The organism is Paenibacillus sp. MAEPY2, assembly GCF_000499205.1.
Classification (GTDB): Bacteria; Bacillota; Bacilli; order Paenibacillales; family Paenibacillaceae; genus Paenibacillus; species Paenibacillus vandeheii.
Window position 1 is genome coordinate 41,156 of sequence record NZ_AWUK01000017.1, and the last position, 22,627, is coordinate 63,782.

Sequence of the window (22,627 nt, forward strand, 5' to 3'; positions counted from 1 at the left end):
TTTAAGTTGAGCTGCTGTATATAAAGGCGTTTGCCGGAAGCAAATATGACTCCTGTATTTCCCCTGCCTCCATGACGATCCGGCGTATATCCAGAATTTTAACAGCCGCTTGATTCCAGCATTGCATCTGTTCATTTAATTGCATCGATTACTCTCCAATCCCAGTCTCACCCGGAACAAAGACCATGTACAGGCCAACGTTCTGTAAACCATCCTCTAACCAAAGTGTTAGCAGAGGTTCACTATTATGCCTTCATTATAGATGATAATAATTTTCATTATCAACTGGTTTTTAACCAGGATTAGATTTCGCCAAATTACATTCCACTTAGGTCCATTATTTTTTATTCGAAATTTTTGTGAACCAAGCTGCCAATTCCTCGGTCTGATCCAACGTTGCGATCGGGTCAAAGTACCATGAACGATCTGGACTCCATATATACACTCGATCATTCTTGACAGCCTCAAGCGAACTCCACACCGGTTTTGTTTTCAACTCATCCACAGTTAGATTATCTGCTGTCAGAATAATGTAATCCCCAGCAAATTCAGGAATCGCCTCGGAAGACACTTCAACAAGCTGATCCTTCATTAATAGCTCTTTTTTATCTGTTGGAGGATTTAATCCAAGTGCACTGTATACGGCCTGACCTCCCCGACCAAAATTATCACCAAAGGCCAAGGGTCCTTTATCATAAAACTGCATGATCGAAACTTCTGCATCCACATCAATGGCATCATGAACTTGCTTCTTTGCGTCTGCAATACGTGAGTCATAGTTGGCTAACCATGCCTCAGCCTCCTTTTCTTTATTCAGTGCTTTACCAAAATAAGCAATCTCCTCATGGGTATTTTTCAACTCTCCATAAGGAACAACCAGAGTCGGAGCAATTTTGCTAAAAGAATCAAACAAATCCGGATCACCGGTGACAATCAGATCTGGTTGCAGTTCCAACACCTTTTCAAGAGAAATCGTTTCGTATTCCCCAATATTCTCTACGCCCTCAAGTGATTCGATAAAGTAGGGATTCTTCAGGTTCATCTCCGGTGTACCTACTGGCTTGATACCCAAAGCAATCAGGCTGCCCAAATATAAATCAACCACAATTCGTTTGGGTTCAGCCGGGACCGTGATATCTCCCTTGACCGTCGTGATGGTACGAGGCTCGGAAGTGTTCGATTGGCTATCTGCCGTTACTGTGCTGGTGGCACTCGAAGTCCCTTTGCCTCCAGCTGCTTCTCCCCCAGAATTACTAGTTGCGCCTGGCGAGCAGGCACTAAGCAGTAAAGTAAGACTTAATAAAATAGTAAGCAGCATTCCCGTTCTTGTCTGTCTATTCATGTACATTATTCCTCCGTGTTTATATTGATAATGATTATCATCATCGTTATAAACATACCTTCTGGCTCTGCCACTGGAAATGTCATTTCGCGCCAAGGCCGATGTCAGATCAGGCCATTTTAGCGTTCCAGACGTCTTTTCCTTGTATTGAAGGGGAGAAACACCTGTATGTTTTTTGAACATGCGTCCCAAATAATATCCGTCCGGATAACCGATGCCAGCTGCAATCTCATCCAAAGTAGCGTCGGTGTGCAGCAGCATCTCCTTGGCCTTGAACAAGCGAAACTGGGTCAAGTAGTCGATTGGACTATAACCCGTCGCTTGCTTGAACTTGCGAGACAGACTTCTGGAACTGCTGCCGATCTTCTCTGCCAAAACGTGCAGCGTTAGCGGCTCGGCATAGGAGGATTCCACAATTTCAATGACATGGCTGACTTGATTCTTATATGAATAGCGATTCGCAGATTGCGGAATCTGTGCTGATATTTGTTCTACGAAGGGATAGAATAGACTTTTTGCCTGAAAATGATGAATAGGGTTCTTTTGATCCCACAAAATGTGCATCTGTTTCACCTGCTCATAAAGCTCAACTGGTGACTTGGGAGCAAAACCATAAGTTAGCTGAAATGGATTCAGGTGCTCCATCATTTTCCCCAGATCGGTCCTTCCTCCACTTGGCAAGCTTGCTCTGTATATAAGGTAAAACAGGTTCAATCCAGATTGTCCAGCCTCAATATGCAGCATACTTCCCTTTCCACCATGGAGAACATAAAAACGACTCACCTCATGCTTCTGGTCATTCATTGTCACATAGGCCTTCCCCTTGATGGTGAATACAAACGTGCTCGCAGGAAATGTATATGTTAGCTCCTCATAGGGGCTTAACTCCATATAACGTATATCCGCAATATTCACAGCAGCATAGTTCCAGAGTATGTAATAATTATTCCACATTTCACTAACCCAACCCCGTCTAAATAGATTGTGACTAAACTATCCCTCACTCATTGATAACCATTATCAATTATTATCAGTAAGTAAGCAAATCCACAAGTGAAAGTGAATTTATTAGCCTCCGTATATTCATTTGCTTCGTGTAACATCCGATATATGTAAGGAGATCCATGATATAACGAAGAAGGGGAAAAGATCATGAACTCAATTTCACCTGCCGCCAAAAGCAGCGTCACCCCCGGGAGCCAAGTCTCCAGCAGAGATAAGGAAATTCAGGGACTTATGAAACAAAAAATCAGGCTTAATGAAGAACTGCAATCTGTCAAATCCAATGATCAATTGGACTCCAAAATTAAGGCTGAACGAGTTAAATCTATAACGAGTTTCATCCAACAGGTCGATAATCAAATGGCCCAAATCAAAAGCGAGGAGCTTCAAGAAAAAAATAAATTAAAACAGTCTGATCAACCTAAGCAACAACAGCCTCAACCGTCTGAGGTCACCGACGAAAATCACGCTCCGGCAATGGGTCATCTAATCAAAAATAGCCAGACTTATGATCAGTTAGGTAAACTTGTCGGTTTGCGTGATCGCATGCACGGGTCTATTCAAACATTAGAGGGTGAAACCAGATTCGACCGGATCGTTCTCGATAGCGACTCGGGAAATGACATGGGCAAGTCAATGATGTTGGAAAACGCAGAACAAACTGTTTTTCAAATGAAGCGTGAGATGGTCCAAGAGATTGATTCTCAAATTCGCAAGGTTGATGAGTCAATTGGAGAAAAATTAAAAGAAATAAACCAACCGGTACCAACAGAAGTTGCTGATTCGATTCCACCATCTCATGCAAATGAAGTTCAGGAAGTGAATAAAGAAAACAAGGCAGAAAATAAATCGAAGATTTCCAATGGTTCACAGAATGATAACGACCTGGGAAAAATTCAAGAAACGCAATCAAATGCATTCTCTGCCCCTTCCTATGTTTCACTCGACATTCGGGTTTAACCAGTTACATAAAAGGATTGTATTCTCAGTAAAAAACCGTTATTTACAGGCCAATTTCCCCTGATAAATAACGGTTTTTCCACATCCGATGAATCTCTCCCACAATTATCGTTATACAGCTTCCTCATTTCCGCAAATGATGCTGCCATTCACCGATTTACATACTTTTTTAATCCGGGTCGCCTCACTCACAATTTGATCGATATTTTCATACTGTTGTCCACGGTTCGTAACCACAGCGATTGATACCGACACGAGTGGTATAGGTCGATTCAGTCCAGAACGTCCTTCGCCCAAAACATATTGATTATCCAAGTCATCCTGATTGTAGAACATTCGCTTGATCTTCTCAAAACCTGCTATCACCTCTTCACAGACATCCCTAAAGTCATGATGATTTAATATTCCAATAAAATCGTCGCCGCCGATATGGCCCAGAAAAGCTTCTGGAAAAACAAAAAGCTTCCGGAGCAGATTAGCAGTAGCTTGAATAAGCTGATCCCCCATTTTGAACCCATAGCTATCATTGTAGGATTTAAAGTGATCCAAATCTATGTATAGAACACTAAAATAATCAAGCTGGAGTAACTGATCTAATCGTTCATCTATGATTCGGTTACCCGGAAGCCCTGTCAAGGGATTCATGAAAATCGCCATCTCGGCTCGAACATCCGCAACTGCAAGCAGCAAACGTCGGATACTAACCGCTCCATACAAAACGCCTTCAGCCGTTATAAGCACCAGATCGTATAATTCTTCTTCAGATCGATTCATCGCCAGCACGCTGACATCCGTAATCTGTTCAGCGTAATCGACGACCAGTGCCCGAACGTTCATAACCAGTTCCACCGGGCGTCCCATGTACAAATTATAGCCGTATTGTGTCCCAATCTGCTGGAAGAAACGAGCTCGCATCATTAATGAGACGCCCTGTTCTCCCATAATCGCCACACCTTCCAGATTGGGATTGGACTTAAAAAGATTATAGACGATATCACATTTTGTTTCTGGCGCTACTACAGGAATCGTATCGGCTATCTCACCTATTTGCGTAAATATACCATTCGCCTCCTCTATACATAGCTATACCATCTACTTTTTCAAATCTTTAATTACCCTTGGGAAAAGATAAGGGAGACGGCTTTAATACGGTGTCTGGCCTTCCAAGTGCGTAACCCTGACCGTATTCAATACCTTCACGACGCAAAAATTGAATTTCTTCGTAACGCTCGATACCTTCTGCGATGATACTGGTCCCCGAGTCGACTGCAAATTGTTTAAGGATCCTTACAATGTGCTGCTGATCCGGATGTGTGTCCACTCGACTAATCAACGCTCTATCTAATTTAATAAAATCCGGTTTGAGGCTTACAATCGCTTTGAGACTGCTGTAACCAGAACCTGCATCATCAATGGCAATCCGAAAGCCCTGAGATCGATAATTTGAGAGGATCCGTTCGAATTCCACATAATCATGAACGGCCTGTTTTTCGGTTAGCTCGAAGACCACTTGTTCAGGGGATAGACCATAACTGTTCAGCAGACTGATGGTTTCTCCACTGCGGTAGGTTGAATCGGCTAAAACCTGAGGATGTATATTTAAAAAAACGACAGTATTTTCGGGATACCGCTCTGTAGTTAAAGAGGCTCTGAATCTTTCAATCGAAATCTCACGACAGAAACGTTCAAACGCAAAAACCTGATCCGTATGACCAATGAATTGATAAAAAGCTTCTGCATTTGGAAAAAGATTAGATATGGGCGGACGGTTCAATATTTCGTAACCAAGACATCTCCCGTTCTGCAGATTCAAGATTGGCTGAAAATATGTAGTAAGCATTCTATCCCGCATAATTTTTTGCAGTCCGGTGAATTGCCTGTAACTAAGAATAGATTGTTGAAGCGATTTATGTACATATCTCAGAGAATTGTATAGTTCGTTTTTGTATGTATAGAGAAAAGTGGTTCTCTTCATATCATTCATCCTTTATACCTATAATGTGATCTAGTCAGTGGTCACATCGTACCACTTTCTCGCTGAGAAAGCGTTAACTGCAAGTAAAAGTTTGTAAAAAATTTCACCATTCGAAGTACACATTCAGAGAAATTCATACTTATTCGCTTCTGTTTAATAAAGATTGCTCCACTCCTTGAAGGAAAGTACAAAATTGTAGGTGAAAAAAACACCACGCTTCTATCGGCCTTGGAAGACTCAATAAAAATGTGGTGTTCACTTATCCATACAGAAGTTCAATTATTTGTTTCAGATTACCCTTATTCCTGATCCTTTCAGGACACCTTATGCTCAATTCTGAGCTTGTCAGCGACCATCGCGATGAATTCGGAGTTCGTCGGTTTCGACTTGCTGATGTTGATCGTATAGCCAAACAGGTGGCTGATGCTGTCGATGTTGCCACGGGTCCAAGCCACTTCAATGGCATGACGGATCGCACGTTCGACGCGAGACGGCGTTGTTTTGAACTTTTCGGCAATCGCTGGATATAGGGTTTTGGTGATGGCTCCCAAAATTTCGATATTGTTATACACCATGGTGATGGCTTCGCGTAAATACTGATATCCTTTAATATGCGCAGGAACGCCGATTTCATGTATGATGGACGTAATACTTGCATCCAAATTTTTGTGTTTACCCATCGGCACCACGTTGGACTTGTTCATAAACATCGATGAACCGCTACCACCGCCTGTGGAGATCGTGGTTTGTGTGCCAACCAGTTGACGAACACGATTCGCGAGTACTTCCATGTCAAACGGTTTCAGGATGTAATAAGAAGCTCCGAGTTGCACGGCACGCTGCGTGATATTCTCTTGTCCGAAAGCCGTAAGCATAATGACTTTGGGCTGTGGAGACAGATTCAGGTTGCGCAGACGCTCCAACACACCCAGTCCATCCAGGTGAGGCATAATAATATCCAGAATCAGTACATCTGGTACATCGCGTGTTTGCTCCAGCAGCTGCAGCACTTCTTCTCCATTGTAAGCAATCCCAGTCACTTCCATATCTTCCTGTTCGGATATATATTCGGCAAGCAAATTCGTAAATTCACGATTATCATCGGCCAGCAGTACCTCAATTTTTTGCAAAACGGTTATCCTCCTTTAATTTAAACATCGTTTCGTACATTTCCTTACAGGTTAAATTTTCGACACAGGAGAGGAAATTCCTTCTGTCGAATATTATTTTTCTTTATTTTTTTTTCTAGTTGCTATATAATAAATATTTTATTTCATTATCTGATGTTTTATGTTTCCATTCGACAAAAAAACCTTAAGGAGGTTAACCCGCCTTAAGGTTTTTTGCATTATCCTTCTTCATCATGACTCCTGCATCCTGTAACATCCATTCAATGAAACAGCCATAACCTGATTTCGGATCATTGACGAATACATGGGTCACAGCACCAATCAATTTTCCATTTTGAACAATTGGACTGCCACTCATGCCTTGTACAATGCCTCCGGTTTTATCCAACAGCTTCGGATCTGTAATACGAAGCACCAAACCTTTCGTTGCCGGTTCGGATTGGTCGGCAACATGAACAATATCAATCGCGAAACGTTCCACTTGCTGGCCCTCAACGACAGTGAGAATTTCTGCAGGACCTTCCTTTACTTCATGGGAGAAAGCAACGGGAATGCCTTTGGAATACAAACTATGTTCAGGATTACCGGACATTTTACCAAAGATACCAAAAGCCGTATTGCGTTCAATATTGCCCAAAATTTTACTTTCTTTCAGGAAATGAGCACGTTTCTCACCCGGATCACCGGATTCGCTCTTGGAAATCGACGTTACATTGGACTGAACGATCTGACCACTACCGACAACGATGGAGGTTTGAGTGTTCATATCCGTAATGACATGTCCCAGCGCGCCATACACGCCCTGATCCGGAGCATAGAAGGTTAATGTCCCTACACCTGCTGCGGAGTCACGAATGTACAATCCAAGCCTCCAGGCTTTATCTTCAGCATCATAAGCAGGTGTCAAACGCGTTTTAACCGTTTCTTTGCCACGTTTTAATACGACATCAATTCCTTTTTTGTTCTTGCCTGCAAGCTCAACAGCTTCAGCGACACCCGATACACCATCCAGACGCTTACCGTCCATATGGGTAATCAGATCTCCAAGCTTGATGCCTGCTGATTCTCCAGGGGATACACGTTCATCCTGACCAGAACGGACCAGATGGTGCCCTACAACCAGAATCCCTGCAGATTTTACTTTAACGCCAATGGTTTGACCACCGGGCACTACACGCAAATCCGGAATCACGTTTACGTTAACCGTTTTTACCGGAATTTTGCCCCACAACTTTAACGTTAATTTGGCCTGTCCCGTTTGTTGGGGATGAAGATGCAAAGGTTGTTGCTTCGTTACGTGGACCGCAGTTTCCTTTCCATCGAAACCGACGATGTCAGGGCGATCCACAACAGCGCTTGAAGCAGCCGGTACAGCTAGATGAACATCAGCCTGCCTGCCTGCAAATACCTGTACCTCATCAGGTAATGAAGCATAACTTTGCACAGGCTGAATGGCCTGGCTGATCACACATAGAAAGAAGGCAAATAAAAGACCTAGCAATTTCTTCCTGAGGGGGGAATTCAATGGCTGTCACACTCCCTTTGCTTCTTTCGCTTGACGAAAGGTGGTCGCCAATTGCGTACCTATAAGATAACCTCGCCCCCAGGCTTTTATTACTGTCAATCATTACGCCAGTCGCTCGTTTCACCCTTTTTTGGCTTCCGCCAAATTCAACATTTCCTGTGCGTGATGCAGCGTTTTTTCTGTAATTTCCACACCGCCCAGCATACGTGCCAATTCTTTCACTCTGCCTTCGTCTGACAGCGATTCCACTTGTGTCATTGTGCGACCGTCATAGACATGCTTCTCGATGAGATACTGATGATCCGCCATACAAGCCACTTGCGGCAAGTGAGTAATAGAGAAAACTTGGCAAGTGGAGGACAGACGGTATAATTTCTCCGCAATGGATTGTGCTGCTCTTCCACTCACACCCGTATCAACCTCGTCAAAGATCAATACCGGTATCCGATCATGACGTGCGAAGATACTCTTCATCGCCAGCATCATTCGGGACAACTCTCCACCAGAGGCAATCTTGCCGAGCGGACGTAAAGGCTCACCTGGATTCGGAGAAATGAGGAATTCCGCATTATCTGCACCCTGACGCGTTAGACGAATGCGACGCCCATTCCATTCGATCCCTTTTGAATCTTCAAAAGGAGTAATCTGAACTCGTAACGTTGTTCTCTCCATCTGTAAATCCTTAAGCTCACTTTCCACCTGTGCTGCAAGTTCTTCTGCACATTGTTTACGAACACGGCTAAGATCCTCGGCAGACTCCATAACCAATTTGAGCAATTTGTCTCGTTCATTACGCAGCTTCTCCAGACGTTCATCCTTGTTCTCCAGCTGGTCGGTTTCATGGCTAATTTGTTCATAATAATTCAAAATAAGTTCCACACTGTCGCCGTATTTCCGTCTGAGGCCAGAAATCAGATTCAGTCGCTGTTCCACTTCTTCCAATCTACCTGGGTTAAATTCGATCTTCTCGCGATAATCGCGTAACTGAAACGTGGCGTCTTCCAGCTGATAAAATGCTGACTGGAGCTGTTCAACAATAGGCTGCAGCCCCTTGCTGTCATAGCCCGATATATCTTCAATGCGTGACAGAGCGATGCTCACAGCTTCTAACCCACGTTGACCGCTAAGCAGATCATAGGCACCGGCTACACTGTCCATCATTTTCTCACTATGGGATAGTTTGACCCGTTCTTCTCCGAGTAATTCATCCTCACCCTGTGTTAAAGAAGCAGCTGCAATCTCTTCCAGCTGAAAGCGATACATGTCCAGCAATTGATATGCCCGTTGACTGGATTCCTGAAGCGCACGCAGTTCTTTTTCCGCAGTAATAAATTTACTGTAGCGCTCCTGATACTCCGCTTTGACTGGACCTATGATGGCTGCCCCGTATGTATCCAGAAGTCCCAGATGACTCTCTGCACGCAACAAACTTTGGTGCTCATGCTGCCCATGAATATTAATTAATTTCTCTCCGACTTCACGAAGCATCGTCAAATTGACCAGTTGGCCGTTAATACGAGATGTGCTTTTACCTTGCGTGTTCAATTCACGACGGATCACCAGATGCTCCTCCGGCTCACAATGGATACCAAGCTTCTCCAGCGTCTCCCATACGGGATGGCTTGGCTCCATTTCAAACAGAGCCTCCATCTCGGCCTTCTCACATCCATACCGGATCAGATCGGCCGAGCTTCGTCCACCTGCAATTAAACCCAGCGCATCAATAATGATTGATTTACCCGCCCCTGTTTCGCCAGACAAGACATGAAATCCCGGGTGAAAAACAACATCAACCTCTTCCACAACAGCCAGATTACGAATCGATAATGTAACTAACATCTGCAAAAACACCTCCGGATGACTCCTCAGAAATTATGTTTTTGAACCATTATATTCTAGGAAATATAACCCATAATCCGTTCAATAACGGTCACACTGTTACCTTCCGTCCGGCAAATGATGAGTATAGTATCATCTCCACAGATAGTCCCCATCACTTCGGTCCACTCGATATTATCGAGCAAAGCAGCAATGGAGTTCGCTGTGCCAGGCAAACACTTCATCACAACCAGATTGTTTGAATGATCAATGTGTAAGAAGTTATCCACCAGAGCACGTTTCAGCTTCTGAATCGGATTATATCGTTGGTCTGTCGGTAACGAATACTTGTAACGTCCATCATCCATCGGGATCTTGATTAAAAGGAGTTCCTTGATATCCCGGGATACTGTAGCTTGAGTCACTTGAAATCCGGATTTACGCAAAGCTTCAACCAGATCATCCTGGGTTTCTATTTCGTTTTGACTAATAATTTCACGTATCTTAATGTGTCGTTGTCCTTTCATACATGCCTCCAGTTAAAAGTTCAATATATTGCAATAGACGGCAAATTTTAATTTTCCGTATACTTTGCCATGCTGCAATTCGTTATTCGTTATATAAGCAACTTCCAGGTTATATAAATACCCTTAGTCCAGATCATCTCCATCGTATACGTCTTCCTGATAATCCATGAGCCTGATGATCTTAATATCCGATTCCTCCATGTCCACATACAGCAAGCCTTCACAGCCGGGATATAACAACAAATAATACAGGAAACGGTCTCGCAGGGCTGGTCCAGTAAGTTCAAGAGGTTGCCTGCGACGCGACGTCTTTACCAGATATCTTTCCTCATCACGCTCTGCCACATAATCAATGAACAGCCTGCTGTAATAAACGGATTCATTCGCTTCAAAGGCAAGTGGAACCTTCATTTTACCTCCGATGACTTCATATCCTTCCGCTTCAAGTAGATCCAATGCCGGTGAGTCCTGGATTTCTGAATTCAGTTGCATACCCGACAAACTTACCGGAATTGGACGATTAACCCAATTCCGCAAGCCAAAGAACAGCCATAATATCAAGCAGACAGCAAGTACACCAATAACAATTGTGTCATATTGCCCATCCATCATCGCTCACCTCGAAGACATATTCGAGATTCGACAACCGATTTCCTTTTAGAATGTCACCTTTCCAGCGAAAAGAAACCCATCTTATGATGAGTTTCCTGTAAAAGTATGAGCAGCTTCCATTGCAACTTGATCTGCAAGTGCATCAAGTGAAGCCTGAACGTTCTCTTGTTGTGTTGCCTCTGGTTCTTCCAGACGCCAGTGCGCGAGAAATTCGATATTGCCTTCTCCGCCTGTAATCGGCGAGAAAGTTAAACCCTTCAGCTTCAATCCAAGTTCATTGGCGAAACGGAGCATCGTCTGCAAAACATCCTTGTGAACCTTAGAATCACGAACGACGCCAGACTTGCCGACTTTCTCACGGCCTGCTTCAAACTGAGGTTTAATCAACGCTACAATGTCTGCCGGCTGCTTCAGAAGTGCCAGCAACGGGGGCAAAATAATTCTCAGCGAAATAAAGGATACATCGATACTGGAAAAATTCGGTACAGGTCCATTTAAATCTTCCGGAGTCACATAACGGAAATTCGTTCGTTCCATTACAGTAACTCGTTCATCATTACGGAGTGACCAATCCAGCTGGTTATATCCTACATCGATGGCATATACATGAGATGCACCATGTTGTAGAGCACAATCGGTAAATCCACCAGTCGATGAACCGATATCAAGCATCACAAGTCCATTCATATTGAGGTCGAAGTGACGGATCGCTTTTTCAAGCTTTAATCCGCCTCTACCGACATAGGGGTGTACTGAACCCTTTACTTTAAGTTCGGCTTCCCTTGGAATCTTCATGCCCGCTTTTTCAATCCGCTCATTGTTGGCATATACCAGTCCAGCCATGATTGCAGCTTTTGCCTTCTCACGACTTTCGTAATATCCCTGCTCAACCAGCAGAACATCAATTCGTTCTTTCGGGAGTGACATGTCTTTCTCCTATCATGTAGTAATCCTAATTAATCAATCATGTGTTCCAGTTACTCTAATTGCTCCTGTTACGAAGGGAACCGAGTTCTGGACATGCCATATGAAGATTGGGCTGCCATACTGCGCAGCTCGGAGCTCACATTCTCGACCGTGAGTCCCACTTCTGCTCTCTGATCCTCAATGCTGCCATGTTCAATGAATCGATCCGGTATCCCCATCAGTTGCACGTGAACATCATGCAGCCCTTGTTCTGCATAGAATTCCAGAACTGCACTGCCCATACTGCCAGCTTGTGATGCTTCTTCAAGCACAATCAACTTCGTGCCTCGGACTGCCAGATCACGCAGCATCTGCTCATCAAGTGGCTTAAGGAAGCGTGCGTTAATTACACCAACCGTAATACCTTCTCTTTTAACCGTCTCCGCAGCTTCTTCAGCAAGCTGTACCATCGATCCCGATGCGATAATCGCATAACCTTCAGATGGACGAAGCTGTTCCCATGTACCGATTGGAATCGGAATAAGTTCATCGTCAAGAGGTACGCCTACAACATTGTTTCGTGGATAACGATAAGCAATTGGACCTTCATTATATTCAAGCGCCGTCTTCATCATATGACGCAGTTCATTCTCATCCTTCGGCATCATCAGAACGATATTTGGAATATGACGCATAAACGCCACATCGTACACACCCTGATGCGTTTCGCCATCCGGCCCGACAAATCCGGCACGGTCAATAGCGAACATAACATTGGCGTTATGACGACAAATATCATGTACAATCTGATCATATGCACGCTGCATAAACGTCGAATAAACAGCAAATACGGGTTTTAACCCTTCCATAGCCAGTGCAGCACACATGGTTGCCGCATGCTGTTCAGCAATACCCACGTCAATCATGCGATCAGGGAATTCCTTGCTGAAAGGAATAAGTCCCGAACCTGTTGGCATGGCTGGTGTCACCGCTACAATTCGTTTATCCTGCTTGGCAAGATCAATCAACGTTTTACCAAACACTTCAGTATACATTGGTTTGCCTACAGCTTTTAGTACTTGACCTGATTCAATCTTGTACGGAGAAATGCCGTGCCATTTGTGTGAATCGGCCTCAGCTGGCTGATAACCTTTACCTTTGGTGGTAAGTACATGCACCATGACAGGGCCATCCACGTTATCCGCCTGTTTGAACGTTTCAATCAATTTAGGAATGTCGTGTCCATCAATAGGTCCCAAATAGGTGAAGCCCAGCTCTTCGAACAGAACTCCTGGAACCATCATGTATTTCACACTATCTTTAATCCAGCTCGCTGATTTGGCCAAACGATCCCCGATGGCAGGAATTTTTTTGAGCATTCCTTCCACTTCGTCCTTGGCTTTCAAATAATGACGATCCGAACGGATTTTGCTCAAATATTTATGCATAGCCCCAACATTCGGAGCAATGGACATTTCATTATCATTGAGGATGACCATCAGTTTTTTCTGCTCATGACCAATGTGATTGAGAGCTTCAAAAGCCATACCACCTGTAAGCGCTCCATCCCCGATCATCGCAATAACCTGATTGTCTTCACCTTTAAGATCACGGGCAAGCGCCATTCCCATTGCAGCAGACAACGATGTACTGCTGTGGCCGGCTTCCCATACATCATGTTCACTTTCGTTACGTTTAACAAATCCGCACATGCCGTTGTGCTGACGCAGTGTATCAAAGCGATCCATCCGCCCCGTTAGAACCTTGTGCACATAAGCCTGATGCCCTACATCGAAAATCATTTTGTCCACAGGACTGTTATAGCAATAATGCAGGGCTACCGTGAGCTCAACCACTCCTAAGTTTGGTGCAAGATGGCCCCCTGTAACGGACAGCTTCTCAATCAGAAACTGCCGGATCTCTGCCGACAAAAGGACGAGATCATCCTGAGACATCGACTTTAGATCACTGGGTTGTTTAATTTGTGGAAGCAGCACGAGAATCTCCCCGCTTTCCTAGATTGTTTGATTGTTTTGTAAACGATATATACACAGTTTATTAAATCACATTAAAACATTATAACATAAAAGAACAAGAATCATAATTTACGGCACTATACTCCAGATAACGAGCATTTTCGCCAGCAAAGTACGTATGATCTTCCTCCATATGTATTCCCCATTTCATTTGGGACAATCTACTCATGAACCCAGAAAAAGCACATTAAAAGGATTACACTATTCTGAGTGATTTGAAACAGTGATGTTCTCCAGAACCTAATGATCACGACTCATCAGATAATCAGCAATCTCCATCAGTCTGGAAGGGTCAGGTAACTCCGCTCTATCAAGCGCATCTTTTGCAGATTGCGTAAGGGATTTCACCTCATGAAGAGATGCATCCATACCAATAAAATAAGGATATGTAACCTTTTGCTGATTCACATCACTTTGCGTCTTCTTGCCCATTTTCTGCTCGTCACCCGTCAGGTCCAGAATATCATCCTGAATCTGAAAAGCCAGCCCCAGGTCTCTGCCAAACACCCGCAGTGCTTCCAATTGGCCTTCTGTTGCACCACCAATGCGAGCTCCAGCAATGAGGGAAAACACAATTAAATCTCCGGTCTTATGCAGATGAATGTACTGCAGTTGGGCAAGATCAGTCATACCCTGCTCGCCTTCCATATCAGCCACTTGTCCGCCAACCATGCCTCTGGCTCCAGCCAGTTCGGACAATTCCTCCACAATGGACAACAATGCATCTGCTGACACACCGCTGCGACGACCTGCCTGAACGATACTATAAAAAGCATGCGTTAACAGTGCATCACCAGCCAATATAGCTGTCGCTTCACCAAACACTTTGTGATTCGTTAATTTTCCCCTGCGATAGTCGTCATTATCCATTGCAGGGAGGTCATCGTGGATCAACGAATAGGTATGAACCATCTCCACGGCGCAGGCTACCGGCAGTGCAGCTGAACGCTGTGCACCGAAGGCTTCCGCCGCAGCAACGACCAGAAGTGGACGAAGGCGTTTGCCCCCGGCCATAAGTGAATACTGCATCGCGTCAACCAGTGACTGAGGCACATCCCAGTGAACAGGAAGAGTCTGCTTCAACTCTCCCGTCACTTCAGCTGTGACTTCCTCAAGATACATTTCAAACGAAGGACGATTACTCATTGACTTCACCGCTTTCGTCGACGGCAGTGCCGAACGGTTTCTTGCGAAGTTCCCCATCCTCTTCTACGATCATCTCGATCTTACGTTCCACTTGTTCCAGCTTCAAACCGCAAAGTTGTGAGAGCTTCATTCCACGCTGAAACAAATCAATGGCCTGTTCCAGTGGAACATCACCATGCTCTAGCTGACCTACGATGTCTTCCAATGCCGCCATTGCCTCTTCAAAATTCAATTCCGGTTCATTCGCCATGGGTATTGTCGTCCTCCTTCATTCCCCAAACCTGACAGTCCAGCTGCCCGTCTGTTAATTTAATCTTTATCGAATCTCCAGGCTGTACATCCTTCATCGATTTGATCAATCGTTGCTCCTGTTCGTCATATACAAGGCTGTAACCTCGTGACATGACTTTGAGCGGGCTAAGCGCATCCAGATGCCGCACAGATGATTTCCATTGCTGCTGCTTCGCTCTCGTAATAGATCGGATGGCAACCTCCAGCTGACGCCGGGCTGATGCATTCTCGCGTCTTGCTGCATTTACCTGTTCACGAGGATTAAACCGCTGCAATGCCGCACGCAGACGCTCCTGCTTCTCAGCTGTCCATTTCATACGCGTATTTACCGTTCTCAGAAGTCGTTGTTGCAGCATGTCCAGTCGCTCCGTATGCTGCATCAAGGTTCGTCTTGGGTGCACAAGTACAGGTGAACGTTGCAACCTGGCCAGTCGCTCGCGATTATGAACAGCACGCTGCCGTAAGCTGTGCTGCAGCTGACGCTGACGCTGAGCAATCTGATCAAGCAGTTCAGCTCGATTGGGCACTGCCAGTTCGGCAGCAGCCGTAGGCGTTGCTGCACGCAGATCCGCAGCAAAATCGGCAATCGTAAAATCCGTTTCATGCCCGACTGCTGAGATCACTGGAATGGCCGAGCCCACAATCGCTCTTGCCACGATCTCCTCGTTGAAAGCCCACAACTCCTCCAATGATCCACCGCCTCGTCCGACAATCAGCACATCGGCTTCGCCCATTCGGTTCAGGTTGTTGATGGCCTTCACAATGGAAGGAGCCGCGCCTTTACCCTGAACTAGAACAGGATATAGAATCACTTGGGCAGAGGGATATCTGCGTTGTAAGGTAATCATGATATCCCTTACCGCTGCACCTGTAGGAGAAGTGACCACACCAATTGTCTGTGGGAAACGGGGAATCTGCCTTTTCCGTGATGCAGAGAACAGTCCCTCGTCCTCCAGCTTTTTTTTCAGCTGCTCATAGGCCAAATACAGACTTCCGATACCATCCGGTTGCATGTGTGTGGCGTAGAATTGATATTGTCCATCCCGTTCATACACTGAGACATTGCCACGAGCAATAACCCTTGCACCCTCCTTCGGTACAAAGGGCAATCGTTGATTATGGGAAGCAAACATAATGGATTTAATTCGGCTGTCCTTGTCCTTCAATGTGAAATACATATGACCACTGGAGTGATGTGTAAAGTTGGAGATCTCTCCGCGCAGCCATACATCCGACAGTACCTGATCCGATTCCAGCTTCATCCGGATGTATCGGTTCAGGTCTTTAATGGAGTAGATTTTTTGATCTGCCACAGATTCGACCTAGGCCAATCCGTGAGCGCGTTTGGCAGCGATCAGTGTATTTTGCATCAACATAGTAATCGTCATTGGACCTACGCCTCCAGGAACGGGTGTAATTGGACCAGATACCGTCTTCACGCTTTCGAAATCCACATCCCCTGCCAGTTTGCCGTTATCCAAGCGGTTCATCCCAACATCAATTACAACCGCACCTGGTTTAACGAAATCGGCATCCACAAAGTTTGCACGTCCAATGGCAACCACAAGAATATCTGCTTGGCGCGTGATCTCTTTCATGTTCGCTGTGCGGGAATGACACATGGTTACCGTTGCGTTCTCACGTTGAAGTAGCAAGGATACCGGTTTGCCGACAATGTTGCTGCGTCCGATAACTACAGCATGTTTGCCCGACATTTCGAGACCCGTACGCTTGATCAGCTCGATTACGCCCGCAGGGGTACATGGCAACAGGCTATCATCACCAATGACGAGATTACCCACATTAACCGGGTGGAAGCCGTCCACATCTTTGTCCACGGCGATCGCATCGATAACCGCTTTCTCTTGGATATGCTTCGGTAGTGGGAGCTGAACCAAAATGCCATTAATGGATTCCTGCTTGTTCAGCTTGTCCACCAGAGCGAGAAGTTCCTCTTGGGACGTGCTTGCATCCAGACGATGAACTTCGGAATAGAAACCGAGGTCGTGACATGCTTTTTCTTTATTACGCACATATACTTGGGATGCCGGATCTTCCCCGACGAGCACAACAGCCAGACCAGGTACTACTCCCTGTTCGCTAAGCTGTTTTACTTCAGTTGTCATGCTTGCGCGGATTTCTTGGGATACTTCTTTACCGTTAATAATAGATGCTGTCACTGTACTCTCTCTCCCTTATGTGAACATATGATTTAGAATCGGTACTGAAAACCGGTCTTTTTGAAAACAAACTATAGTTAATTGTAACTTAAGACATTTTTGCTTTGATGGTGTCGACTTCCTGAATCATGCGCCCAAGTACACCATTAACGAATTTACCGGATTCATCTGTACCAAAATATTTGGACAATTCAATCGCTTCATTGACGGATACCTTTGCCGGAATATCATCACGGAACACCATTTCATACGTTGAAAGCCGTAAAATCTGGCGATCTACCCGCGACAGACGACTTATCTGCCAGCCTTTCAAATAATCGACGAGTAAGCCGTCAATCGCTTCTTTATTGTTCCATGCGCCCTGTACCATTTCGGTCACGTAGGTACGCATCACATCTGCATCACGAATAACCACTTCGGTTTCATTGTCTTCAGCGGCTTCATTGATCAACATATTCACGGCTTCAGCTGCGCCCACTTCATTCATTTCCATCTGATACAGACTTTGTACTGCAATTTCCCTTGCCAAACGTCTTTTCATTTCCTGCCTCCTGCAGCGCTCCCTCTGGAGCGTCATCATGCTTATTTTAAAATATAAAATCTTTGATGGAATCAGAGATCTTATTATATTGTTATCCCTTTTCACAAAAAAACCTGCAATCGTTTCCTCCAAAAAACGGGCAACCTAAACTACAGCTCTATTTTCGGAAGAAACATATTGCAGGGTTCAGGTGGCTCACTTAAAGGGACGCCAGCGATCGCCGAGCCATTGCCCCCATTCCCTCCAGGGAATGAACGAGCCCAGCTTCGAGTCGCTTCGTCTGCCTAACGTATAACCGATGAACACCAAGAGTGCAAAGAACAACATATCCCAAAAACCGATCCATACATAAAGAAATCCAAAAAAGATGCCGCCGATAATTCCGGTAATTCGGCCCCTGTGACTATCCCAAATCTCTCTCAACAGCATCAGTGAAACTCACCTCATTCCACTCGACTCTTGTAGTTAGGCGACTGGGTAACGTTGGCGATATACACGGTGACAAAAGAAACCGGGATACCCGTAATCTCCTGTACATGATCATGTATTGCCTTCTGCAGATCGGATGTCAGCGTCGGGATTGGCGTCTCGCCATCCACTACCGCGCGAATCATAATCTCCAGTCCGGATTCAACCACACGAATACGAGCTTTGACATCACGCACTCCCCGGAAACGGGAAGTTGCTTTGAGACAGAGATTTTCAATCGTTTCCATCGAAATCTGTACATCACCATACTCGGTACGCTGATCTACAGACGGCAATGAAGCACGATCACGCCGAACCGAGATGTAGAAAAATCGCAAACTCAGGATAAACAAAATCGCCGCTGCAACAACCGCCGCAACAATAACGTTTTGTTCCTGCTGGTAATTCAATTCGTAAGGCAGCACACCACTGATAAGAAGTATGACTGCTGCCGATATTGCTCCAACGCTTATGCTGTATATAAACAACAGAAGCCGATCCAGTATTTTAGCCACGAACTGCACAGCCTCCCTTGCTCACTAACATTGCTTAACCTGCCCATTGGCAAAAAGTGATCCTCAGGTGCAAGCTTTCGCTTTCTATGAAGACCTGTCCAAGACGGGATAACCCCCGACAGTGATGCCGGGGGAATCTGTCTTCTTTTATTTTACGCGCTGACTGTTCAGGTCGATTTCTTCTACTTTCTCGGTGCTCTTGAACTGTACGTCATGAATGTGCACGTTCACTTCATTCACATTCAATCCAGTCATGTTCTCAATGGAGCGCTTCACGTTCTGTTGAATTTCGGTAGCCACCTGTGGCAGACGGTACCCATATTCAATAATAACGGAAACATCCACTGCAGCTTCACGCTGACCTACTTCAACCTTAACGCCTTTGGAAAGGTTTTTGCGACCAAGCAATTCAGCAAATCCACCAGCGAATCCGCCGCTCATGCCTGCAACACCTTTGACTTCAACTGTAGCCAGCCCAGCGATCACTTCAATAACTTCAGGTGCGATCTGGATTTCACCGATATCCGTTCGTTCAAATTCTGTCGGCAGTGTACTCATAACTGTTCAACACACCTTTCGCGAAATAAGTTTGCGGCCATCCGTCAGGGTGATGGTATTCAGGCCAATCTGACCTTCAGAACCCTTCCGGTCCGGCTTTACCGGAACTCCTGCAACCTTCATCCGCTTATTACCTACGGCTTATCCTCTGCAGGAGACATGCGCTCTTATTATTACATACTATATCATTTGGGCTACATTATGACAAACAAGCCCAATATACCTTTTAAATCTCATTTTCCTCAAGAAATTTGATATCAAAGTCACCACGAACGAACGTTGGATGCTCCAGCAATTTCTGATGAAAAGGAATCGTAGTGGAAATGCCTTCAATCGCAAATTCAGCCAATGCACGCTTCATCTTCGCGATGGCCTCTTCCCGATTTGCTCCCCACACGATCAATTTGGCAATCATGGAGTCATAGTAAGGAGAGATGGTGTAGCCCGGATAAGCTGCACTATCTACACGTACACCCGGACCTCCTGGTGCAAGGTAGAAACCAATTTTACCTGGTGAAGGCATAAAGTTACGGTCTGGATCTTCTGCGTTGATACGGCATTCAATGGACCAACCGTTGATCACAACATCTTCCTGACGGAAAGAAAGCGGATTGCCTTCAGCTACCGAGATCATTTCGCGGATCAGATCCACTCCTGTAACCATCTCTGTTACGGGGTGTTCCACCTGAATACGTGTATTCATTTCCATGAAATAGAATTCACCGTTAGGGCTGAGCAAGAACTCAAGCGTACCTGCTCCAGAGTAATCCACGGCAAGTGCTGCCCGGACTGCGGCTTCTCCCATCAATGTACGCACGTCTTCAGAGATAATTGGACAAGGTGCTTCTTCCACCAGCTTTTGACGTCGACGCTGAACGGAACAATCACGCTCGCCCAGATGCACTGCATTTCCATGTTTGTCTGCAATGATCTGAATCTCTACGTGTTTCATGCCTGTCAGGAATTTCTCCAGATAAACTCCGGCATTGCCAAAAGCTTTCTGTGCTTCCTGCTGGGCAGCTGTAATTTGCTTGATCAGCGTTTCCTCATCTTCAGCGATACGAATCCCTTTACCTCCACCACCAGCGGTAGCTTTGATAATGACAGGATATCCAATATCTCTAGCAATCATAATGGCTTCATTCATATTTTCAACCAAACCGTCGGATCCCGGAATTACAGGTACACCTGCATCCTTCATCGTTTGTTTGGCGACAGCCTTATCTCCCATTTTGGTAATAGCTTCCGGAGAAGGGCCGATGAACGTAATATTGCAGGAACCACAGATTTCTGCAAAATCAGCGTTCTCTGCCAGGAATCCGTACCCGGGATGGATCGCATCACATTCCGTCAGTGTAGCTACACTCATCAGGTTTGTGAAGTTTAGATAACTGTCTTTCGAAAGTGTAGGCCCGATACAATACGCTTCATCTGCAAGACGAACATGCAGGGAGTCTTTATCCGCTTCCGAATAGACTGCTACCGTCGAAATGCCGATTTCACGACAGGCACGAATAATACGTACCGCGATTTCACCACGGTTCGCAATCAGTATTTTTTGAAATTTCATTTCGTTTTTGTCCTCCTTCGAAGCTCATGCAGTTGCGTTATGCGGCTATAACCGTTATTCCGGTTTTACCAGGAACAGGGGTTGTCCATACTCAACCAGCTGTCCGTTCTCAACCAGCACTTCAACGATTTCTCCCTTGATGTCAGCATCAAGCTCGTTCATCAGCTTCATCGCCTCAATGATACATACCGTTGTTTTCTCAACAACTTTATCACCAGCGCTTACAAAAGGACCTACTTCCGGCGAGGAAGCTCTGTAAAAAGTACCCACCATCGGTGATACGATTTTATGTAAATGACTTGTAGTATCGACTTGCGGAGCAGCCTCAGCTACCACTGCAGCCGGTTGCACCTGTGGTGCAGCAATCATTTGCGGTTGAATAGCAGCTGCCTGCACATACTCGGTTTTACCCGGTTTGCGAATCGACAACCGTGATCCTTCGTTTTCAATTTCCAACTCTTGAACGGAACTTTCATCTACCAGTTTGATCAGTTCTTTGATCTCACTCAATTTAAACATTTCCATTATTCACTCCTTCGGCATCATGCCAGTCTCACTAGGACGGTCATATGGCTTTATGTATTATATCATAATCGATAAAAATGGAAAGAGCCCGAGATCTGATCCAGCTCTCGGGGCTACTTTTCCATGATTTGGATTACTGTTCTGTCACGTATTGCACGCTGATTTTATTTTGGGATACAGCCAGTTCTTTCATCACCAGATCCACAATGGAAACCGCCTGTTTTACATCCAGTTTGTCACTAAGAACAACAACTTTATACTTGTCTGCATCCTCTTGAACGATGGCATTGGCAAACTGCTGCGACAGTGTTTCTTCAATGCCATTGATTTTGGCTTCTTTTTCTTCAAGCGTACGAAGCTGCTCTGTTGCCTTGGCATTTTCCTCTGGCGTTTTGCTTAGATCGCCCGCAACGGTCATGAGTTCCTCATATTTGCGGTTATTGCTCTCCTCACGCTGCCACTGGTAGTTTTGGAACTGGCTGCTCGCGGACGCCGCCGTATTCTGCTCCTCCATCTCTTTAAGGACGTCCTCATCGGTTTTCGTTGCACTACCGTCTGTTCCGGCATTTGTCTCAGGGGTGGTTGCTGTGCCTTTGTCTGTCCCTTTTTCGCTGCCTTTACCTGCCTCACCTTGTTTCTCTCCCGATTCCGCAGCCGGTGATTTCCCGGTGTCTCCAGCTTCTTTACCGTCTACAACCGCAGGATTATCAACAGATTCAGTTGCAGCTTGGTCTCCTTCAGTCCCTGTAACTTCACCGCCATTGACCACTTCATTCACAACCAAACCTTCTGTCGGATCAAGGATTCCAGCTGTTTCCTTTGTTTCTCCCTGCTTCATCCCATCCACCTGCGTGCTCTCAGCTACAGGCGTATTAACCGGACCGGAATCTTCAGTGAACAGGTAATAGGCGGACAAAATGACCATCAGACTCAGCATGGATACGAGCCATACCGTTTGACGTTTGTTATTCATTAGAACTTCCTCCTCGAATTGGCTTCA

Annotated in this window: 23 protein-coding genes; 1 reads left to right on the plus strand and 22 read right to left on the minus strand. The window is 45.3% G+C overall.

The genetic code is table 11. From position 1 onward, the window contains the following. Position 1: 1 nt before the first annotated feature. Together P364_RS38230 and P364_RS0115310 are read right to left on the minus strand one after the other, a co-directional pair. A complete protein-coding gene (locus P364_RS38230) occupies positions 2 to 145 on the minus strand; it encodes a hypothetical protein (protein ID WP_236642088.1) in 144 nt (47 codons plus the stop codon). Between the two features lie 192 nt (positions 146 to 337). Then, positions 338 to 2,146 (minus strand): AraC family transcriptional regulator, encoded by a 1,809-nt coding sequence (locus tag P364_RS0115310; RefSeq protein WP_236642092.1) that lies wholly within the window; start codon positions 2,144 to 2,146, stop codon positions 338 to 340. A gap of 348 nt (positions 2,147 to 2,494) precedes the next feature. On the opposite strand from P364_RS0115310, the gene P364_RS0115315 reads away from it, so the two are divergent. Beyond that, positions 2,495 to 3,304, plus strand: coding sequence for a hypothetical protein (locus P364_RS0115315; protein WP_024630979.1), 810 nt, complete (start codon positions 2,495 to 2,497; stop codon positions 3,302 to 3,304). 111 nt (positions 3,305 to 3,415) lie between these two features. Here the strand turns inward: P364_RS0115315 and P364_RS0115320 are convergent, their stop codons facing one another. The 20 genes from P364_RS0115320 to P364_RS0115420 form a co-directional block, all read right to left on the minus strand. Then, on the minus strand, positions 3,416 to 4,246 hold the full coding sequence (locus P364_RS0115320) for a GGDEF domain-containing protein (RefSeq protein ID WP_236642089.1): 831 nt from the start codon (positions 4,244 to 4,246) through the stop codon (positions 3,416 to 3,418). A gap of 166 nt (positions 4,247 to 4,412) precedes the next feature. Next, entirely contained in the window at positions 4,413 to 5,279 is an 867-nt protein-coding gene (locus P364_RS0115325) for an EAL domain-containing protein (protein WP_024630981.1), read from the minus strand. Between the two features lie 314 nt (positions 5,280 to 5,593). Beyond that, entirely contained in the window at positions 5,594 to 6,409 is an 816-nt protein-coding gene (gene spo0A / locus P364_RS0115330; protein WP_024630982.1) for a sporulation transcription factor Spo0A, read from the minus strand. 193 nt (positions 6,410 to 6,602) lie between these two features. Then, the gene (gene spoIVB / locus P364_RS0115335) at positions 6,603 to 7,934 is read right to left on the minus strand and encodes a SpoIVB peptidase (protein ID WP_024630983.1); all 1,332 of its coding nucleotides are present in this window, start codon (positions 7,932 to 7,934) and stop codon (positions 6,603 to 6,605) included. Positions 7,935 to 8,054: 120 nt separating this feature from the next. After that, positions 8,055 to 9,773 carry a DNA repair protein RecN gene (gene recN / locus P364_RS0115340; protein ID WP_024630984.1) on the minus strand — a complete coding sequence of 573 codons (1,719 nt, stop codon included), beginning with the start codon at positions 9,771 to 9,773 and terminating at the stop codon, positions 8,055 to 8,057. 56 nt (positions 9,774 to 9,829) lie between these two features. Next, a complete protein-coding gene (ahrC, locus tag P364_RS0115345; protein ID WP_024630985.1) occupies positions 9,830 to 10,279 on the minus strand; it encodes a transcriptional regulator AhrC/ArgR in 450 nt (149 codons plus the stop codon). A 123-nt stretch (positions 10,280 to 10,402) separates the two neighbouring features. Beyond that, on the minus strand, positions 10,403 to 10,891 hold the full coding sequence (locus tag P364_RS0115350; RefSeq protein WP_236642090.1) for a hypothetical protein: 489 nt from the start codon (positions 10,889 to 10,891) through the stop codon (positions 10,403 to 10,405). An 81-nt stretch (positions 10,892 to 10,972) separates the two neighbouring features. Continuing rightward, positions 10,973 to 11,818, minus strand: a complete 846-nt coding sequence (locus tag P364_RS0115355) for a TlyA family RNA methyltransferase (protein WP_024630987.1) — start codon at positions 11,816 to 11,818, stop codon at positions 10,973 to 10,975. Positions 11,819 to 11,886: 68 nt separating this feature from the next. Continuing rightward, positions 11,887 to 13,794 carry a 1-deoxy-D-xylulose-5-phosphate synthase gene (dxs, locus tag P364_RS0115360; RefSeq protein ID WP_024630988.1) on the minus strand — a complete coding sequence of 636 codons (1,908 nt, stop codon included), beginning with the start codon at positions 13,792 to 13,794 and terminating at the stop codon, positions 11,887 to 11,889. Between the two features lie 279 nt (positions 13,795 to 14,073). Next, complete coding sequence (locus tag P364_RS0115365; protein WP_024630989.1) at positions 14,074 to 14,979, minus strand: polyprenyl synthetase family protein; 906 nt, start codon at positions 14,977 to 14,979, stop codon at positions 14,074 to 14,076. Beyond that, positions 14,972 to 15,229 carry an exodeoxyribonuclease VII small subunit gene (gene xseB / locus P364_RS0115370; protein ID WP_024630990.1) on the minus strand — a complete coding sequence of 86 codons (258 nt, stop codon included), beginning with the start codon at positions 15,227 to 15,229 and terminating at the stop codon, positions 14,972 to 14,974. Before xseB ends, P364_RS0115365 begins: the two co-directional genes overlap by 8 nt. Continuing rightward, a complete protein-coding gene (xseA, locus tag P364_RS0115375) occupies positions 15,219 to 16,583 on the minus strand; it encodes an exodeoxyribonuclease VII large subunit (protein ID WP_024630991.1) in 1,365 nt (454 codons plus the stop codon). Before xseA ends, xseB begins: the two co-directional genes overlap by 11 nt. Before the next feature lie 9 nt (positions 16,584 to 16,592). Continuing rightward, complete coding sequence (folD, locus tag P364_RS0115380; RefSeq protein ID WP_024630992.1) at positions 16,593 to 17,450, minus strand: bifunctional methylenetetrahydrofolate dehydrogenase/methenyltetrahydrofolate cyclohydrolase FolD; 858 nt, start codon at positions 17,448 to 17,450, stop codon at positions 16,593 to 16,595. A gap of 88 nt (positions 17,451 to 17,538) precedes the next feature. Beyond that, positions 17,539 to 17,991, minus strand: a complete 453-nt coding sequence (gene nusB, locus P364_RS0115385) for a transcription antitermination factor NusB (RefSeq protein WP_024630993.1) — start codon at positions 17,989 to 17,991, stop codon at positions 17,539 to 17,541. Positions 17,992 to 18,186: 195 nt separating this feature from the next. Continuing rightward, positions 18,187 to 18,420 carry a DUF2273 domain-containing protein gene (locus P364_RS0115390; RefSeq protein ID WP_024630994.1) on the minus strand — a complete coding sequence of 78 codons (234 nt, stop codon included), beginning with the start codon at positions 18,418 to 18,420 and terminating at the stop codon, positions 18,187 to 18,189. 14 nt (positions 18,421 to 18,434) lie between these two features. Next, the gene (amaP, locus tag P364_RS0115395; RefSeq protein WP_024630995.1) at positions 18,435 to 18,974 is read right to left on the minus strand and encodes an alkaline shock response membrane anchor protein AmaP; all 540 of its coding nucleotides are present in this window, start codon (positions 18,972 to 18,974) and stop codon (positions 18,435 to 18,437) included. Between the two features lie 147 nt (positions 18,975 to 19,121). Beyond that, the gene (locus P364_RS0115400) at positions 19,122 to 19,532 is read right to left on the minus strand and encodes an Asp23/Gls24 family envelope stress response protein (protein ID WP_024630996.1); all 411 of its coding nucleotides are present in this window, start codon (positions 19,530 to 19,532) and stop codon (positions 19,122 to 19,124) included. 226 nt (positions 19,533 to 19,758) lie between these two features. Continuing rightward, positions 19,759 to 21,102, minus strand: a complete 1,344-nt coding sequence (gene accC / locus P364_RS0115410; protein ID WP_024630997.1) for an acetyl-CoA carboxylase biotin carboxylase subunit — start codon at positions 21,100 to 21,102, stop codon at positions 19,759 to 19,761. A 54-nt stretch (positions 21,103 to 21,156) separates the two neighbouring features. Then, a complete protein-coding gene (gene accB, locus P364_RS0115415) occupies positions 21,157 to 21,621 on the minus strand; it encodes an acetyl-CoA carboxylase biotin carboxyl carrier protein (protein ID WP_024630998.1) in 465 nt (154 codons plus the stop codon). A gap of 139 nt (positions 21,622 to 21,760) precedes the next feature. Further along, positions 21,761 to 22,600 carry a SpoIIIAH-like family protein gene (locus tag P364_RS0115420; RefSeq protein WP_024630999.1) on the minus strand — a complete coding sequence of 280 codons (840 nt, stop codon included), beginning with the start codon at positions 22,598 to 22,600 and terminating at the stop codon, positions 21,761 to 21,763. Positions 22,601 to 22,627 lie beyond the last annotated feature (27 nt).

Excerpts from the sequence above, each read along its gene's own strand:
- P364_RS0115355 (WP_024630987.1), bottom strand. The coding sequence starts at position 11,818 with ATGTCACTCCCGAAAGAACGAATTGATGTTCTGCTGGTTGAGCAGGGA.
- P364_RS0115420 (WP_024630999.1), bottom strand. The coding sequence starts at position 22,600 with ATGAATAACAAACGTCAAACGGTATGGCTCGTATCCATGCTGAGTCTG.
- nusB (WP_024630993.1), bottom strand. The coding sequence starts at position 17,991 with ATGAAAAGACGTTTGGCAAGGGAAATTGCAGTACAAAGTCTGTATCAG.
- P364_RS0115310 (WP_236642092.1), bottom strand. The coding sequence starts at position 2,146 with ATGAATGACCAGAAGCATGAGGTGAGTCGTTTTTATGTTCTCCATGGT.
- accB (WP_024630998.1), bottom strand. The coding sequence starts at position 21,621 with ATGTTTAAATTGAGTGAGATCAAAGAACTGATCAAACTGGTAGATGAA.
- P364_RS0115400 (WP_024630996.1), bottom strand. The coding sequence starts at position 19,532 with ATGAGTACACTGCCGACAGAATTTGAACGAACGGATATCGGTGAAATC.
- P364_RS38230 (WP_236642088.1), bottom strand. The coding sequence starts at position 145 with ATGCAATTAAATGAACAGATGCAATGCTGGAATCAAGCGGCTGTTAAA.
- P364_RS0115320 (WP_236642089.1), bottom strand. The coding sequence starts at position 4,246 with ATGGGAGAACAGGGCGTCTCATTAATGATGCGAGCTCGTTTCTTCCAG.
- P364_RS0115350 (WP_236642090.1), bottom strand. The coding sequence starts at position 10,891 with ATGATGGATGGGCAATATGACACAATTGTTATTGGTGTACTTGCTGTC.
- ahrC (WP_024630985.1), bottom strand. The coding sequence starts at position 10,279 with ATGAAAGGACAACGACACATTAAGATACGTGAAATTATTAGTCAAAAC.
- xseB (WP_024630990.1), bottom strand. The coding sequence starts at position 15,229 with ATGGCGAATGAACCGGAATTGAATTTTGAAGAGGCAATGGCGGCATTG.
- P364_RS0115315 (WP_024630979.1), top strand. The coding sequence starts at position 2,495 with ATGAACTCAATTTCACCTGCCGCCAAAAGCAGCGTCACCCCCGGGAGC.
- P364_RS0115390 (WP_024630994.1), bottom strand. The coding sequence starts at position 18,420 with ATGCTGTTGAGAGAGATTTGGGATAGTCACAGGGGCCGAATTACCGGA.
- recN (WP_024630984.1), bottom strand. The coding sequence starts at position 9,773 with ATGTTAGTTACATTATCGATTCGTAATCTGGCTGTTGTGGAAGAGGTT.
- P364_RS0115365 (WP_024630989.1), bottom strand. The coding sequence starts at position 14,979 with ATGAGTAATCGTCCTTCGTTTGAAATGTATCTTGAGGAAGTCACAGCT.
- accC (WP_024630997.1), bottom strand. The coding sequence starts at position 21,102 with ATGAAATTTCAAAAAATACTGATTGCGAACCGTGGTGAAATCGCGGTA.
- P364_RS0115325 (WP_024630981.1), bottom strand. The coding sequence starts at position 5,279 with ATGAAGAGAACCACTTTTCTCTATACATACAAAAACGAACTATACAAT.